This window comes from Nocardioides sp. (assembly GCF_031397825.1).
Lineage (GTDB): Bacteria > Actinomycetota > Actinomycetes > Propionibacteriales > Nocardioidaceae > Nocardioides.
This window is the reverse complement of sequence record NZ_JANNML010000171.1, coordinates 1-15,697: the sequence shown is the minus strand read 5'-3', so window position 1 is coordinate 15,697 and position 15,697 is coordinate 1. Positions and strand designations below refer to the sequence as shown.

The 15,697-nt window shown below is 71.8% G+C and carries 17 protein-coding genes and 1 tRNA gene; 8 read left to right on the top strand and 10 right to left on the bottom strand.

Features of this window, described 5'->3' with window-relative positions:
• Positions 1–299: transposase (locus RMN98_RS14905; RefSeq protein WP_309649603.1), on the top strand; the 299-nt coding region annotated here is incomplete at its 5' end.
• Between the two features lie 201 nt (positions 300–500).
• Here the strand turns inward: RMN98_RS14905 and RMN98_RS14900 are convergent.
• From RMN98_RS14900 to RMN98_RS14885, 4 genes are all read right to left on the bottom strand, one after another.
• Positions 501–590, bottom strand: a tRNA-Ser gene (locus RMN98_RS14900).
• Between the two features lie 50 nt (positions 591–640).
• Positions 641–1,153, bottom strand: coding sequence for a hypothetical protein (locus RMN98_RS14895; protein WP_309649602.1), 513 nt, complete (start codon positions 1,151–1,153; stop codon positions 641–643).
• An 81-nt stretch (positions 1,154–1,234) separates the two neighbouring features.
• The gene (locus RMN98_RS14890; RefSeq protein WP_309649601.1) at positions 1,235–2,215 is read right to left on the bottom strand and encodes an aldose epimerase family protein; all 981 of its coding nucleotides are present in this window, start codon (positions 2,213–2,215) and stop codon (positions 1,235–1,237) included.
• A gap of 9 nt (positions 2,216–2,224) precedes the next feature.
• Positions 2,225–3,397: an ROK family protein gene (locus RMN98_RS14885; RefSeq protein ID WP_309649600.1), complete on the bottom strand. Its 1,173-nt coding sequence runs from the start codon at positions 3,395–3,397 to the stop codon at positions 2,225–2,227.
• Between the two features lie 113 nt (positions 3,398–3,510).
• On the opposite strand from RMN98_RS14885, the gene zwf reads away from it, so the two are divergent.
• The 4 genes from zwf to RMN98_RS14865 are packed head-to-tail and all read left to right on the top strand — an operon-like array spanning position 3,511 to position 8,123.
• Positions 3,511–5,025, top strand: coding sequence for a glucose-6-phosphate dehydrogenase (zwf, locus tag RMN98_RS14880; RefSeq protein WP_309649599.1), 1,515 nt, complete (start codon positions 3,511–3,513; stop codon positions 5,023–5,025).
• Positions 5,026–5,060: 35 nt separating this feature from the next.
• Positions 5,061–6,929 carry a phosphogluconate dehydratase gene (edd, locus tag RMN98_RS14875; protein WP_397209735.1) on the top strand — a complete coding sequence of 623 codons (1,869 nt, stop codon included), beginning with the start codon at positions 5,061–5,063 and terminating at the stop codon, positions 6,927–6,929.
• Entirely contained in the window at positions 6,913–7,557 is a 645-nt protein-coding gene (gene eda, locus RMN98_RS14870; RefSeq protein WP_309649597.1) for a bifunctional 4-hydroxy-2-oxoglutarate aldolase/2-dehydro-3-deoxy-phosphogluconate aldolase, read from the top strand. Before edd ends, eda begins: the two co-directional genes overlap by 17 nt.
• Positions 7,558–7,562: 5 nt before the next feature.
• The gene (locus RMN98_RS14865; protein ID WP_309649596.1) at positions 7,563–8,123 is read left to right on the top strand and encodes a dihydrofolate reductase family protein; all 561 of its coding nucleotides are present in this window, start codon (positions 7,563–7,565) and stop codon (positions 8,121–8,123) included.
• Here RMN98_RS14865 and RMN98_RS14860 read toward each other — a convergent pair.
• The 3 genes from RMN98_RS14860 to RMN98_RS14850 form a co-directional block, all read right to left on the bottom strand.
• Entirely contained in the window at positions 8,120–9,355 is a 1,236-nt protein-coding gene (locus tag RMN98_RS14860; RefSeq protein WP_309649595.1) for a hypothetical protein, read from the bottom strand. The two genes, RMN98_RS14865 and RMN98_RS14860, sit on opposite strands and share 4 nt — an antisense overlap.
• Positions 9,356–9,440: 85 nt before the next feature.
• Complete coding sequence (locus RMN98_RS14855) at positions 9,441–9,872, bottom strand: nucleoside deaminase (protein WP_309649605.1); 432 nt, start codon at positions 9,870–9,872, stop codon at positions 9,441–9,443.
• A 26-nt stretch (positions 9,873–9,898) separates the two neighbouring features.
• Positions 9,899–10,384, bottom strand: a complete 486-nt coding sequence (locus tag RMN98_RS14850) for a tRNA adenosine deaminase-associated protein (protein ID WP_309649594.1) — start codon at positions 10,382–10,384, stop codon at positions 9,899–9,901.
• 89 nt (positions 10,385–10,473) lie between these two features.
• Between RMN98_RS14850 and upp the strand changes: the two genes are divergently transcribed.
• The 3 genes from upp to pntB all read left to right on the top strand — a co-directional run bounded on the left by upp (position 10,474) and on the right by pntB (position 14,205).
• Positions 10,474–11,115 carry a uracil phosphoribosyltransferase gene (gene upp, locus RMN98_RS14845; RefSeq protein ID WP_309649593.1) on the top strand — a complete coding sequence of 214 codons (642 nt, stop codon included), beginning with the start codon at positions 10,474–10,476 and terminating at the stop codon, positions 11,113–11,115.
• Between the two features lie 95 nt (positions 11,116–11,210).
• Positions 11,211–12,746 (top strand): Re/Si-specific NAD(P)(+) transhydrogenase subunit alpha, encoded by a 1,536-nt coding sequence (locus tag RMN98_RS14840; protein ID WP_309649592.1) that lies wholly within the window; start codon positions 11,211–11,213, stop codon positions 12,744–12,746.
• 1 nt (position 12,747) lies between these two features.
• The gene (pntB, locus tag RMN98_RS14835; RefSeq protein ID WP_309649591.1) at positions 12,748–14,205 is read left to right on the top strand and encodes a Re/Si-specific NAD(P)(+) transhydrogenase subunit beta; all 1,458 of its coding nucleotides are present in this window, start codon (positions 12,748–12,750) and stop codon (positions 14,203–14,205) included.
• Here pntB and thpR read toward each other — a convergent pair.
• From thpR to RMN98_RS14820, 3 genes are all read right to left on the bottom strand, one after another.
• Entirely contained in the window at positions 14,202–14,777 is a 576-nt protein-coding gene (gene thpR / locus RMN98_RS14830; protein ID WP_309649590.1) for an RNA 2',3'-cyclic phosphodiesterase, read from the bottom strand. The two genes, pntB and thpR, sit on opposite strands and share 4 nt — an antisense overlap.
• Position 14,778: 1 nt before the next feature.
• A complete protein-coding gene (locus tag RMN98_RS14825) occupies positions 14,779–15,510 on the bottom strand; it encodes a VIT family protein (protein ID WP_309649589.1) in 732 nt (243 codons plus the stop codon).
• A 64-nt stretch (positions 15,511–15,574) separates the two neighbouring features.
• A partial coding sequence (locus RMN98_RS14820; protein ID WP_309649604.1) for an acyl-CoA dehydrogenase family protein occupies positions 15,575–15,697 on the bottom strand: 123 nt, incomplete at its 5' end.

Below are 15,697 nucleotides of genomic sequence, written 5' to 3'. Positions count from 1 at the left end.
GCACCCACAAGCACCCCCTCATTAAGGCCTGGCTGGTCGAACACCCCCGGTTCCACCTGCACTTCACCCCGACCTACTCCTCCTGGCTCAACCTGGTCGAACGGTTCTTCGGCTACGTCACCGCCGACCTCCTGCAACGCTCCGACCACCGCACTGTCCAAGCCCTCGAGGCCGACATCCGCAAGTGGGTCACAGCCTGGAACGCCAACCCCAAGCCATTCGTGTGGACCAAGACCGCCGAACAGATACTCGACAGCATCGGGCGACTTATGCAGCGAATCTCAGATCCGGGTCACTAGTAGCCCGGGCAGATATGTCGCCCACGCCTGGTTGAGCTCAACCCGCCCGGGCGCTGACCGCACGCACCCGTCGTCTCGTCCTGCCCCGGCGACCGTCACCCACACGCCCCGCCAAGAGACCCCGGACGCACGAAGTCCCGCCCAGGTTGAGCCCTGGGCGGGATTCGTCACCTACCGGTTCTGCTCTTTGTCAGAACCTCCTGGCGGTGGCGGTGGGATTTGAACCCACGGTGGGTTTGACCCCACACATCATTTCGAGTGATGCACCTTCGGCCGCTCGGACACGCCACCGCCGGGAAGGTTACCGGAGCGCTGGCGCGACGGTGAAATCTGGGTCGGGACTACTCGACGGTGATCGTCGCGGTGTTGCCGGTGATGTCCTCGCGCACGGCGTAGGTGCCGGGGAGGTCGAAGCGGAAGGCGCCGTTGAGGCCCGTGGTGACGGTGTAGCCGTCCAGGTCACCCACGATGACGCCGTAGATCCCCTCGTCGCCGGGGATGAAGAGCACCACGTCGCCGACCTCCACGGTGGAGGTGTCGGCGGTGAAGCCGCCCTCGTCGACCACGATCGTGTCGGCCGCCGGCTCGGTCGAGTCGACGTAGGTCACGCCTCCGGCGGGCGAGTCGGCGGGGGCCTCTTCGTCCGGGGCCTCCTCCTCGCCAGCCTCCTCGCCAGCCTCCCCGCCAGCCTCCTCGTCCGCGGTCGCGTCGTCGGCGGGCGAGCTGGACTCACCGGCGCTGCTGTCGGCCGGCTCGTCGTCACCGCCGCAGGCGCCGAGCCCCAGGGCGAGGGCGAGGCTGAGGGAGGCAGCGGCGGCAGGGCGGAGCACCTGGCGGAAGGAGGGGAGCGTCATGGGCGGAACGTAGTCCGGCGACGACCCCGGCCGCGATGGTGATCTGTACTAATCACGCCCCCACCCGTCGGACCGGACGGGTCATCCGCCGTGGAAGCGCCACTCCAGGGCCGAGGAGTAGGTCTCGCCCGGTCGCAGGACGGCCGAGGGCCAGTCGGGCCCCTCGTGGTGCGGCGAGTCCGGCGCCAGCTGCGGCTCGAGCGCGATCCCGGCGAAGGGCCCGTAGGGCACGCCCTCGATCGAGCGCCGGGAGCCGTCGAAGCCCTGCCCGGTGTAGACCTGCAGCCCGGGCTGGTCGGTCGCCACCACCACCGAGATCCCCGTACGACGAGACGTGAGCTCCGCGGCCGGCCGCAGGCCGCGTCCCTCGAGGACGTAGTGGTGGTCGATGCCGTCGTCGACGACGTCCCCCAGCCGGACCTGCTCGCGCAGGTCGAAGCGGGTGCCCGCGACGGCCTCGTGCTCGCCGCGCGGGATGCCGGCAGCGTCGGTGGGGGTGACCCGGTCGGCGGCGACGCGCAACAGGTGGTCGCGCACGTCACCGACGCCGCCCTGGCCGTCGAGGTCGAGGTAGGTGTGCTGGGTCAGGTTGACCAGCGTCGGCGCTTCGGTGGTCGCCGTCATCTCCACGACGACCGTGTCACCGACGACGGCGTAGCGCACCTGCGCCGACAGCCGCCCCGGGTAGCCCTGGTCGCCATCAGGGCTCTCCAGGGCCAGCACGACCTCGTCGTCGGTGTGGGACACCACCTCCCACACCCGGCGGTGGAAACCGTCGGGTCCGCCGTGCAGCGCGTGACCGCGGTCGTTGGTGCACACCTCGTGCTCGACCCCGTCGATCTCGAAGCGGCCGCCCGCGATGCGGTTGGCGTAGCGACCGATCAGGCCGCCGACGAAGTCGCGCGACACGAGGTACTCCTCCGCCGTGGCGTGGCCGAGCACCACGTTGTGACGCACCTGCGAGCCGACCTCGAGCCGGTGGACGGTCGCCCCCAGGGGGAGCACGTGGAGCACCGGGCCGGGCTCCCCGCCGATCACGAGGGCGGGCAGCGGGCGGGGCACCCGCGAACGCTAGCGGGTGCCGACCGGGGACCGCTCCAACAGGCGGGCGTCGACCGCCCCCGGGCTGAGCACCTGCTCCAGCGCCATGGACGCGCAGCCGACCAGACCGGCTCGGTCGCCGAAGGTGGACGGGAGGAACTGCAGGTCGCGGGTGGCCAGCGCCGACGCCCGGGCGTAGACGCTCTCGCGCACCCCCGCGGCGTAGACGTCGAAGACCGCGGCCATGTCGCCCCCGATGACGACCGCCTGGGGGTTGAGGAGGTTGATGGCGACGGCGAGGACCTCGCCGAGCTGGCGACCGCTCTCTCGCAGCAGCTGCTTGGCGTCGGCGTCGCCGGCCGCGGCCAGCGCCACCAGGTCACGCACGTGGTCGACCCGTCGGCCGGACTCGGTCAGCCGGGCGACCAGGGCCCACCCGCCGGCCAGGGTCTCCAGGCAGCCGGTGTCACCGCAGCGGCAGGGTCGGCCGGCGGCGGCGTCCACCTTGGTGTGGCCGATCTCGCCGGCCCCGCCGAGGTGCCCCGAGACGACCCGCCCCTCGGCGATGATGCCGAGCCCGAGACCGGTCGAGGCCTTGACGACGATGAGGTCGGAGAAGCCGGTCGCGTGACCCAGGCGCTCGGAGCGGGCGAGCACGTCGGCGTCGTTGCCGACGAAGGTCGGCGCCTGGGCGACGTCGGCGAGGTAGTGGGTCAGGTCGGCACCGTCCCAGCCGCCCATGACGGGCGAGTCGACGCTGACGCCGCGCACGGGGTCGACGGTGCCGGGCAGGCTGATCCCGATCGACAGCACCGGTCGACCGGCCGCGACCTCGTCCAGGAGTCGGCCCAGGTGGGTCGCGACCGCCGGCATGACGACCTCGGGCCCGGCCCCCACCTCGTGGTCCACGGCAGAGGCCGCGAGCTCGGCGCCGAGCAGGTCGAAGACCGCCAGCTGCGAGCGGGAGCGGCCGATCGCCGCGGCCAGCACGACCCCGGCGTCCTTGTTGAAGACGATGCTGCCCGGCGGGCGACCCCCGGTCGAGGCGAGCTCCTCGCCCACGAGCAGCAGTCCCGCCTCGGCGAGCGCCGTGACCCGGGCGACGACGGCCGTGCGCGACAGGCCTGTCTGCACCCGGAGCTGCGAGCGGGTGCTCGCCCGCCCCGAGCGTACGAGCTCGAGGACGTCGCCGGCGGAGGTCATGTCCTCGATCCTAGGCGCTTGAGCCCGTGTGGATCGTCCATTCCACCCACTTCTGTCTAAATAATGCCGAAGTTATGCTTGCCGAGAGCACTCTTCGGTCCTACCGTTGAGTGGTGACCCTTCCCGCCACCGAGCTCTCCGCCGGCCTGCCACCGTGCGACTTCACGGTCTTCGGCGGCACCGGCGACCTGGCCCTGCGCAAGCTCCTGCCCGCCCTCTACCAGCGTGAGCTCGAGGGCCAGCTGCCCGCGGGCACCCGGATCATCGGGGTCTCGCGCACCGACGTCGACGACGAGGGCTACCGCCACGCGGTCCGCGAGGCCCTGCACACCCACGTGACCGCCGACGAGCTCGACGAGGACGCCGGACGACGCCTGGTCGAGCGCGTCCGCCACCTCACCCTCGACTCCCGCGACCCCGAGGGCTGGCACCTGCTCCACGACCTGCTCAAGGACCGCCCCGACCAGGACCCGGAGAGCGGCGAGGAGGTCGTGCGGGTGTTCTATCTCGCGATCGCCCCGGCGCTCTTCGGGCCGACCTGCGAGCGGCTCGGCGCCGCCGGGGTCGTCGAGGACTCCTCGCGGGTGGTGATGGAGAAGCCGATCGGCACCGACCTGGAGTCGGCCCGCGCGGTCAACGACGCCGTCGGCCGGGTGTTCTCCGAGCAGCAGATCTTCCGCATCGACCACTACCTCGGGAAGGAGAGCGTGCAGAACCTGCTGGTCACACGCTTCGCCAACACCTTCCTCGAGCCGTTGTGGAACTCCCGCTGGGTCGACCACGTGCAGATCACCGTCTCCGAGACCCTCGGGGTCGGTGACCGCGGCGGCTACTACGACACCTCCGGCGCGCTGCGCGACATGGTGCAGAACCACCTGCTCCAGCTGCTCTGCCTCGTCGCGATGGAGCCGCCGACCTACGTCGGGCGCGAGACCGTGCGCGACGAGAAGCTCAAGGTGCTCCAGGCACTCAAGCCGATGAGCCCCGAGGACGTCGACCGGAGCACGGTGCGCGGCCGCTACACCGCCGGGCTCGTCGACGGCGTGGCCGTGCCGTCCTACACCGACGACATCGGCCACCCCGGGAGCAGCACCGAGACCTTCGTCGCCGTGCGCGCCGAGGTGCAGAACTGGCGCTGGGCCGGCGTGCCGTTCTACCTGCGCACCGGCAAGCGGATGGACCGCCGGATGTCGGAGATCGTGGTGGTCTTCAAGGAGCCGCCGCACGCGATGTTCCCCCACAGCGAGGGCGTCACGTCGGCCAACCGGCTGCACATCCAGGTCCAGCCCGACGAGGGCATGCGCTTGCACATGACGGCCAAGGAGCCCGGCCCGGGTGGCATCCGGCTGCGGCCGGTCTCGCTCGACCTGAGCTATGCGACGACCTTCACCGAGCGCTCCCCCGACGCCTACGAGCGGCTGCTGATGGACGTCATCCGCGGTAACCCGACCCTCTTCATGCGCCGCGACGAGGTCGAGGCCGCGTGGACCTGGGTCGAGCCGATCCTCCGGCGGTGGCAGACCGCACCCGATCGCCCCAAGCGCTACCCGGCCGGCACCAGCGGGCCCTCGGCAGCCGCCATGCTCCTCGAGCGCGACGGCCGACACTGGCAGGAGTCCGACGCATGAGCCCCACCCCCAGCCCTCCCCCCCGTCCCAGCAGCATCCACCCCGTCGTGGCGGAGGTGACCGCCCGCCTGGAGGAGCGCAGCCGCCCCAGCCGCTCGGCGTACCTCTCCCGCATCCGCACGGCCGCCGACCAGGGCCCCGCACGCGGCAGGCTCGGCTGCGCCAACATCGCGCACGGCTTCGCGGCCGCGGAGCCCGACGAGAAGGTCGCGCTGCGCGGACGCACCAAGCCCAACCTGGCGATCGTCACGAGCTTCAACGACATGCTCTCGGCCCACCAGCCCTACGGCGACTACCCGCCGGTGCTCAAGCAGGCGACCGTCCGCGCGGGCGGCATCGCCCAGGTCGCGGGTGGCGTGCCGGCGATGTGCGACGGCATCACCCAGGGTCGCGACGGCATGCAGCTCTCGCTCTACAGCCGTGACGTGATTGCCATGTCGACCGCGATCGCGCTGAGCCACGACATGTTCGACGGGGCGCTGATGCTCGGCGTCTGCGACAAGATCGTGCCCGGCATGCTGATCGGGGCCCTGTCCTTCGGTCACCTTCCGACCGTCTTCGTCCCAGCCGGACCGATGGCCTCGGGCCTGCCCAACTCGGAGAAGGCCCGCGTGCGCCAGCTGCACGCCGAGGGCAAGGTCGGTCGCGACGAGCTGCTCGAGGCCGAGGCGGCCTCCTACCACTCCCGCGGCACCTGCACCTTCTACGGCACCGCCAACTCCAACCAGCTGCTGATGGAGGTGCTGGGACTGCACCTGCCGGGCTCCTCCTTCGTCAACCCCGGCACGCCCCTGCGCGAGGCCCTCACCCGAGCCGCAGCGGCGCGCGCGGTGGGGATCACCCACCAGGGCGCAGCCGACGAGGCGACGCCGATCGGCGAGGTGGTGGACGAGAAGGCGATCGTCAACGCCTGCGTCGCGCTGCTCGCCAGCGGCGGCTCGACCAACCACACGATGCACCTGGTCGCGATCGCCCGCGCCGCGGGCGTTGCGCTGACCTGGCGGGACCTCTCGGACCTGTCGGCGGTCGTGCCGTCGCTGTGCCGGATCTATCCCAACGGCTCCGCCGACGTGAACCACTTCCACGCCGCTGGCGGCATCGGCTTCCTGATCAGGACGCTGCTGCAGCACGGCCTGCTGCACGAGGACGTGCGGACGATCATGGGTCGCGGCCTGAGCCACTACACCCGCGAGCCGGTGCTGCGCGGTGCCCACGGGGGCGAGCTCACCTGGCAGGAGGGCACCGAGGTCAGCCTCGACCGCGACGTGCTGCGCCCGGCCGACGACCCGTTCTCCGCCGACGGCGGCCTCAAGGTGCTCACCGGCCCGCTCGGCACGGGCGTCATCAAGGTCTCGGCCGTCAAGCCGGAGCACCGCGTCGTCACGGCCCCCGCCCTGGTCTTCGACGACCAGGACGACTTCCTGGTCGCCTTCGGCGAGGGCCGACTCGACGGTCGCGACCTGGTGGCCGTGATCCGCTACCAGGGCCCGGCCGCCAACGGCATGCCCGAGCTGCACAAGCTCACCCCGTCCCTCGGGGTCCTCCAGGACCGGGGCCAGAAGGTCGCGATCGTCACCGACGGGCGCATGTCCGGGGCGTCGGGCAAGGTGCCGGCCGCCATCCACGTGACGCCCGAGGCCGCCCTCGGCGGCCCCTTGGCCAAGGTGCGCGACGGCGACCTGGTCACCGTCGACGCCGAGCGCGGCCTGCTCGGGATCGACGTGCCCGACCTGCACGAGCGCGTCGCGACCGGTCGCGCCCTCGACGGCGACGAGTGGGCCGGCACCGGCCGCGAGCTCTTCGCCACCTTCCGCGCGACGGTCGGCGCGGCCGACACCGGCGCCAGCGTCTTCGGCAGCTACGGCGTTCCCCTCACGGAGGTCCCCCTTGTCCAGCACGTCTGAGCTCCCGCGCCCCGCCAGCCTGCTCGACGCCGTGCCGGTGATGCCGGTCGTGGTGATCGACCGGCTCGAGGACGCCGTGCCCGTCGCCCGGGCCCTCGTCGACGGCGGACTTCCGGCGATCGAGCTGACCCTGCGCACCCCGGTCGCGCTCGAGGCGATCCGCGTGATCGCGACCGAGGTGCCCGAGATCCTGGTCGGCGCCGGCACCATCGTCACCCCGGCGCAGGCCCGGGAGGCCCAGGACGCCGGCGCCCGCTTCCTCGTCTCCCCCGGCGCCACCTCGTCGCTGCTCGCGGCGATGATCGACACGGGACTGCCGTTCCTGCCCGGCACGGCCACCGTCTCGGAGGTCCTCACCGTGCTCGAGGCCGGCCTCACCGAGATGAAGTTCTTCCCCGCCGAGGCCTCGGGCGGTGCCGCGTTCCTCCAGGCGATCTCCTCGCCCGTGCCTGCTGCCCGCTTCTGCCCGACCGGCGGCATCACCGCGGCGAGCGCCGGCGACTACCTCGCGCTGCCCAACGTCGGCTGCGTCGGCGGATCGTGGCTCACCCCGGCCGACGTGCTGCGCGACGGCGACTGGGCGCGCGTCGAGGCCCTGGCGAAGGCGGCGTCGGCCCTGGCAGGGTGAGCGCCATGGCTTCCATCATCAGCAACTTCTTCATCTCGCTCGACGGCGTCGTCGAGTCACCGGACCAGTGGCACTTCGACTACTGGAGCGACGAGATGGGCGGAGTCATGGGTCGCGGCATGGCGACCTGCACCGGCTTCCTGATGGGGCGCACGCTCTACGAGGAATGGTCGGCCTACTGGGCTGACAACACCGACGACGACGGCTTCGGCCCCTTCATCAAGGCGATCCCCAAGTACGTCGTCTCCACGACGCTCACCGAGGCGACCTGGGAGAACACGACGCTCGTCACGGGCAGCCCCGAGGAGATCGAGGCCCAGCTGCGCGCGATCAGGGCCGACACCGACGGTGACATCGGCATCTCCGGCAGCGCGACGCTGGTGCGGTCGCTGCTGGCGATGGGCCTGGTCGACACGCTCGCGCTGCTGATGCATCCGGTCGTCGTGGGCAGCGGGCAGCGCCTCTTCGAGGACACCGCGAAGACCCCGCTGACGCTGCTCTCCTCGACGACCATCGCCAACGGCGTCCTGCACCTGGAGTATGCGCCGGCCGGCGGCGTGGTCTAGGGCTGCGGCGGCACCGCGGGCTGCGGCAGCACGATCGAGGAGGTCGCCGACAGGCTGCCGGGCACGGCCGGGAGCGTCACGTAGAAGCGACCGCGCCCCTCGGGCAGCACCACCTCGAAGGCACCGGCGTCGCCCACGGCCCCCCGCCCGACCGGCTCGGCGTCGCCGCCGTCCAGCGAGCGCCAGAGCGTGACGGGCGTGCCCGGCACTGCCGGGATCGCCGAGCCGACGACGCGATCGCCGTCGACGTGGGCCTCGACGACGGGGGCGACCTCGACGACGAAGGGCGACGAGACGCTGCCCTCGGCCAGGGGGCGGTCGACGAAGCGCCAGCGGTAGAGCGTGCGGCGCAACGGCTCCACCGTCACCGTGGGGTCGGCGCCGTCGACGACGTCGACGGTCTCCCAGAACGTGGTGCCGAACGCCTGCTGCTCCAGGATCAGGCTCGCGCCCGGGACGCGGGTGCCGCCAGCGATCACCTGCATCGTCCCGCGCAGGGCGAGGCGCTCGCCGGCGGTGATCGCGGTCTGCTCTCCGGGCATGCCCATGGCGGTGCTGGTGGCCATGCCCTCGAGGTCGTAGGTCGTGACGTCACCCGGGGTGCCCAGGCGCAGCGTGTCCATGCTGAACGGCGCGCCGTCGCAGCCGTAGCCCACGGTGAAGAGCCCGGGGGCGTCCCCGCCGTGCTCGGCGGTGAAGGTCGCGACGTCCGAGGGGAGCTCGGGCCCCTGCTCCAGCAGGGCTCCGGTCGTCATGTCGAGCTTGGACCAGACGTAGAACAGGTCGGTCGCGTCGACCTCCTGCCAGCCGCCCGGGACCAGGACAAGCTCGGCCCGGCCGAACCACGCGGCGCTGGTGCCGCCGTCGGCGGGCGCCTGGTAGCCGACGTAGGCCACCCCGCTCCCGCCGTCCTCGGCGTAGGCCGCCAGGCTCGCGGTGGTCGTGTCGAGCAGCGACTCGACCGAGAAGAGCGCGCCCATCGCCGAGCCACCGGCGAGGTCGTAGCCGAGGCTGCGCATCCCGGTCGGGGGCAGCGCCGGTCCGAAGCCGATCGTCGGGGCGAGGGTCTCGGCGCCGCGGTCGTGGAGCGCCCCGCAGCCGACGTAGGAGAAGCCGGCCCCCGCGTCGGGGAACGACGTGCCGCGCACGGTGACCGTCGAGTCAGCCTGCGCGGGCGCGGCCGTCACCACGGCGGCCGTGGCGAGGGCTGCGAGAAGGCTCCGACGGATCACACCCCATTGTTACCCCTGGGGGCATGATCGCGCCCCCTAATGAAGGGGGTTCACAACCCGTTCACCCACAACCGACACTGCCGGATCACCGCCGGGCACGGAAGAAGTCGTCGAGCAGGACGCTCGACTCGGCCGCCAGCACCCCGGAGACGACCTCGGGCCGGTGGTTGAGCCGCCGGTCGCGCACGACGTCCCAGAGGCTCCCGACGGCGCCGGCCTTCTCGTCGAAGGCCCCGAAGACGATCCGGGACACCCGGCTCAGCACGGCCGCGCCGGCGCACATCGTGCACGGCTCGAGGGTCACCACGAGCGTGCACCCGTCCAGCCGCCACTCGCCCCGGACCTGCGCCGCGGCGCGGAGCGCGACGACCTCGGCGTGACCGGTCGGGTCACCGTCGGCCTCACGGACGTTGCGCCCCGTCGCGATCACGGCGCCGGAAGGGTCGAGCACGACCGCGCCGATGGGCACGTCGCCGGTCATCAGCGCGGCGCGCGCCTCGTCGAGGGCAGCGAGCATCGGCTCGCGCCACGGGGCGGTGGGACTCACGCGCTGGTGAGGCCGACCGCGTCGTCGAACTGCTCGCCGAACCCGAGGCTGCGGGCGATGTCGGAGAGTGCGTCGTCGGGGTAGAGATCGAGGTCGTCGAGCAGGATCGCGAGGTCCATGGCGTTGAGCCCGAGGTCCCCGAGCAGGTCGAGGTCTCCGGCGGGGGCCGGCTCGTCGTCGTCCTCGGGCATCGGCAGGTGCAGGAAGTCGACCGCCGAGCCCGCGAGCTCCCACTCGGCCGCGGCGGTGATGTCGGAGAGAAGGACCCGGGTGCTGGCGCCGGCCACGCGCACGATGAGGAAGAAGTCCTCGTCGATCGCCACCAGTCCCACGGCGCCACCGTCACCGGGGAAGCGGCGCAGGGCGTGGGCGAGCGCGTCGACGTCCACGAGGTGGTCGTGGACCATCTCCTGGACCTGCCAGACACCCTCCTCGCGGTAGGCGGCGAGGGCGTAGTCGATGCCTTCGAGCTGATCGGTCATCTGCTCCCCTCCGTCCTGCAGGTGGATGTCGCCCGCCCAGAGTGGCACGCCGGAGGCACCGGGGCCAGTCCGCCCACTAGGGTTTTCCCATGCGCACCCACGTCGTCGACCACCCGCTCGTCGCCCACAAGCTCACCACGCTGCGCGACATCAGGACGGACTCGCCGACCTTCCGGGCGCTGACCGACGAGCTCGTGACACTGCTGGCCTACGAGGCCACCCGCGACGTCCGCGTCGAGGCGCACGACATCGAGACGCCCGTGTCCCCCACCACCGGGGTCAGGCTGGCCACGCCCAAGCCGCTGGTCGTGCCGATCCTCCGCGCCGGGCTGGGGATGCTCGACGGGATGATGCGGCTGCTGCCGACGGCCGAGGTCGGCTTCCTGGGGATGATGCGCAACGAGGAGACGCTCGAGGCGTCGACGTACGCAGAGCGGCTGCCGGATGACCTCTCGGGCCGTCAGTGCTACGTCCTGGACCCGATGCTGGCGACCGGCGGCACGCTCGCCGCCGCCATCACGTTCCTCACCGACCGCGGCGCCGACGACATCACCGCGATCTGCCTGCTCGCCGCCCCCGAGGGCTGCCAGCGCCTCGAGGACGAGCTGTCCGGCCTCGACGTCCCCGTCACCGTCGTCACGGCGGCCATGGACGAGAAGCTCAACGAGAAGGGCTACATCGTCCCGGGCCTCGGCGACGCCGGCGACCGGCTCTACGGGCTGGCGCAGTGACCACCGCGTCGCAGCGGCCGCCCACGCGCCGGACGTGACCCCGGTCACGAGGGCCCCTGTGTAGGTTGACGCACGGTCAACCCCAGGAGGTATCCGTGCGCATCGGCATCCCGCGCGAGTCCAAGGCCGGCGAGACCCTCGTCGCCGCCACCGCGATCACCGCAGCCCAGCTGACGGCGCTCGGCTACGACGTCGTCGTGGAGTCCGGCGCCGGCTTCCTCGCCGACCAGCCGGACAGCGCGTTCGAGGCGGCCGACATCACGGTGGGATCCGCCGACGACGCCTGGTCGTGCGACGTCATCGTCAAGGTCAACGCCCCGACACCGGCCGAGATCAGCCTCCTGCGACCCTCCGCGACGATCGTGTCGCTGATGGCTCCCGCGCGCAGCCCCGAGCTCGTCGAGCAGCTGACCGCCGCGGGCGTGACCGCCCTGGCGATGGACGCCGTCCCCCGGATCTCGCGCGCGCAGTCGCTCGACGTGCTCTCCTCCATGGCCAACGTCGCGGGCTACCGCGCCGTGATCGAGGCCGCCCACGCCTTCGGTCGCCAGTTCACCGGCCAGGTCACCGCGGCCGGCAAGGTCCCGCCCGCGAAGGTCTTCGTCGTCGGCGCCGGCGTCGCCGGGCTGGCCGCGATCGGCGCGGCCGGGTCGATGGGCGCGATCGTCCGCGCCTTCGACGTGCGCCCCGAGGTCGCCGAGCAGGTCGAGTCGATGGGCGCCCAGTTCGTCACGATTGACGACCCAGCCATGGAGGCCGCAGCTTCTTCCGACGGATATGCCAAGGAGATGACCGCCGAGCAGGAGGCCGCCACCGCTGCGATGTACGACGAGGAGGTGCGCGCCGCCGACATCGTCATCACCACCGCACTGATCCCCGGCCGGCCGGCGCCGGTGCTCGTGCGCGCCCCGACCGTCGCCGCCATGAAGAACGGCAGCGGCATCGTCGACATGGCCGCGGCCCACGGCGGCAACTGCGAGCTGACCCAGACCGACGAGCGGGTCGTCACCGACAACCTGGTCACCATCCTCGGCTGGACCGACCTGGCCAGCCGGCTGGCCGCCCAGACCTCCCAGCTCTACGGCACCAACGTCGTCAACCTCTTCAAGCTGCTGACGCCCGGCAAGGACGGCCAGCTCACCCTGGACTTCGACGACGTCGTCCAGCGCGGCATCACCGTCGTCCACGACGGCACCCTGATGTGGCCTCCGCCGCCGGTGCAGGTGTCAGCGGCACCGGTGGCCGCCGCACCTCCTGCGGAGCCGGTCGCCCCCAAGCCACCGCCCGATCCCCGCCGCACGACCTACGCCGCCGCGCTGGGGGCCGTCACCTTCCTCGCCCTCGCGGCCTACGCCCCTGCGGTGTTCCTCAACCACTTCACGGTCTTCGCCCTGGCGGTGTTCGTGGGCTACTACGTGATCTCCAACGTGGCACACGCCCTGCACACCCCGCTCATGAGCGAGACCAACGCCATCTCCGGGATCATCCTGGTCGGCGGCATCCTCCAGGTGGGCAGCACCAACCCGGCGATCGCGATCCTCGCCACCGTGGCCGTGCTCGTCGCGAGCATCAACATCTTCGGCGGGTTCCTCGTGACCCTCCGGATGCTCGAGATGTTCCGGAAGGACTGACATGAGCGACTTCCTGACCTCCGACAAGCTGCCGGGGCTGGTGCAGGGCGGCTACCTCATCGCCGCGGTGCTCTTCATCGGCGCCCTCGCCGGGCTCTCCAAGCACGAGACCGCCAAGCGCGGCAACCTCGCCGGCATGGCCGGCATGGCCATCGCCCTGGTCGCGACCGTGCTGCTCGCCGCTCGCCAGGCCGAGCTTCCCGACCCCCTCGACCACTGGCGGGGTCTCGGCTCGACGCTTGCCCTGATCGTCGTCGCGATGGCCATCGGTGCCGCGATCGGCGCGTGGCGGGCTCGCACCGTCGAGATGACCGGGATGCCCGAGCTGGTCGCGATCCTGCACAGCTTCGTCGGCCTGGCCGCGGTGCTGGTCGGCATCAACTCCTTCCTCGACCCGGAGGCCCCGACCACCGGGTCCCTCGGCGCGATCCACGAGGTCGAGGTCTTCATCGGCGTCTTCATCGGTGCCGTGACCTTCACCGGCTCGATCGTCGCCAACCTCAAGCTCAGCGCCAAGATGAAGTCGACCCCGCTCGCGCTGCCCGGTCGTCACCTGCTCAACCTCGCGATCATCGTGCTGTCGCTGGCGCTGCTCGTGTGGTTCATGAACGACCACGAGCGCGGCATCGTCCCGCTGTTGCTCATGACCGCCCTCGCCCTGCTCCTCGGCTTCCACCTGGTCGCCGCCATCGGCGGTGGCGACATGCCGGTGGTCGTCTCGATGCTCAACAGCTATTCGGGCTGGGCGGCTGCGGCCGCGGGCTTCCTGCTCGACAACGACCTGCTGATCATCACCGGCTCGCTCGTCGGCTCCTCCGGCGCGATCCTGTCCTACATCATGTGCAAGGCGATGAACCGCTCGTTCATCTCCGTCATCGCCGGCGGCTTCGGCTCCGACGGCGCTGTCTCCGGCGAGGCCCGCGACTACGGCGAGCACCGCGAGATCCAGGCCGCCGAGGCGGCCGAGCTCCTCGCGGGGGCGTCGAGCGTGGTGATCACGCCGGGCTACGGCATGGCCGTCGCCCAGGCGCAGTATCCCGTCGCCGAGCTCACGGCCAAGCTGCGCGCCCGCGGGATCGACGTACGGTTCGGGATCCACCCGGTCGCCGGGCGCCTGCCCGGCCACATGAACGTCCTGCTCGCCGAGGCCAGGGTGCCCTACGACATCGTGCTCGAGATGGACGAGATCAACCCCGACTTCCCCTCGACCGACGTGGTGCTGGTCATCGGCGCCAACGACACCGTCAACCCGGCCGCGCTCGACGAGCCTGGCTCGCCCATCGCCGGCATGCCCGTGCTGGAGGTGTGGAACGCCCACGACGTCATCGTCTTCAAGCGCTCCATGGCGACCGGCTACGCCGGCGTGCAGAATCCGCTGTTCTTCAAGGACAACTCGCGGATGCTCTTCGGCGACGCCAAGGAGCGGGTCGAGGACATCGTCCGGGCGCTGCCCGCCTAACGGGAACCCAGCGGGAAGGCCTCGACCACCTCGTAGCGCGGTCGCTTGCGCGGTCCCTCACCGAGGTGGGAGGCGACCAGGCTGACCTCGTCGACCTGCCAGGACGGACCCTCGTAGCCGTCGAGGAGCTGCACCCAGCGGGTCACCTCGGTGGGCCGCCCGAGCCGCGCCACGGTCACGTGGGGGTGGAAGCGCTGCCCGTCGATCTCCGTGCCGGCGGTTGACGCCGCGATGCGCAGGCCCGCGGCCAACCGGTCGACCTCCTGACGCACACCCCCGGTCAGCGACAACCCGGCGTACAGCACGCGGGCGCGCGCGACGTCGGGGAACGCGCCGCCACCGACGACCCGCGTCTCGAACGGCGTACGACGGGCGGCCGCGAGGCCGAGCCGCTCGACGAGGTCGTCGAGCCGGTGCTCCGGGACCGATGCCATGAAGGCGAGCGTGACGTGCAGGTGCTCCGGGAGCGACCACCGGAAGGTCGCTGCCTCACGTCGGGGTGCGAGGAACTCGTCGAGGTGCTCGAGCACCTCGTCGGGCGGCACCAGCGCGACGAACATCCGCTGACCCATGTCAGATGTTGGTGCCGAGCAGGGTCCCGATCCCGTAGGTGACGGCCATGGCGAAGATGCCACCGCCCACGTTGCGGGCGACGGCGCGGCCCGCCGGTCCGTAGCCGAAGCGGGCGCTCGCCCAGCCGGTGATCGCGAGGGCGACGGCGACCGAGACCACGGTGACGGCGACGCGGGTGGACTCCGGGAGGAACGCGATCGTGAGCAACGGCAGCAGCGCCCCAAGCGTGAAGGCGATCATCGAGGCGAAGGCGGCGTTCCACGCGGAGGTGAGGTCGTCAGGGTCGATGCCGAGCTCGATGTCGGCGTGCGCCTTGAGCGCGTCCTTCGCGGTGAGCTGACGGGCGACCTCGAGCGCCGTCGCCTGGTCCAGGCCCTTGTCCTGGTAGAGCGAGGCGAGCTCGGCGAGCTCCTCCTCGGGCTCCTCGCGCAGCTCGCGGCGCTCCTTCTCGAGCAGGGCCTTCTCGGAGTCGCGCTGGGTGCTGACCGAGACGTACTCGCCGGCCGCCATGCTCATCGCCCCGGCGACCAGCCCGGCCACACCCGCGACCACGATCGCCGTGCGGTCGGTCGTGGCACCTGCGACGCCGACCACGAGCCCGGCCGTCGACACGATCCCGTCGTTGGCGCCGAGCACCCCCGCGCGCAGCCAGTTGAGCCGGCTGCGCAGGCCCTCGCCGTGCGGCTCGTCGTCGTGGGGCCCGACCTCGACGTCGACCGTCTCAGCACTCATGGCTCGATCCTCCTGGGTCGCCACGGCGCTCGCAAGGAAGGTGAGGCTGGGCTGGGCGGACGCATCAGAGCCCCAGGTCGCGCCCGATGAGCTCCTTCATGATCTCGTTGGAGCCGGCCCAGATCTTGGAGACACGAGCGTCGCGCCAGGCCCGGGCCACGCGGTACTCGTTCATGAAGCCGTAGCC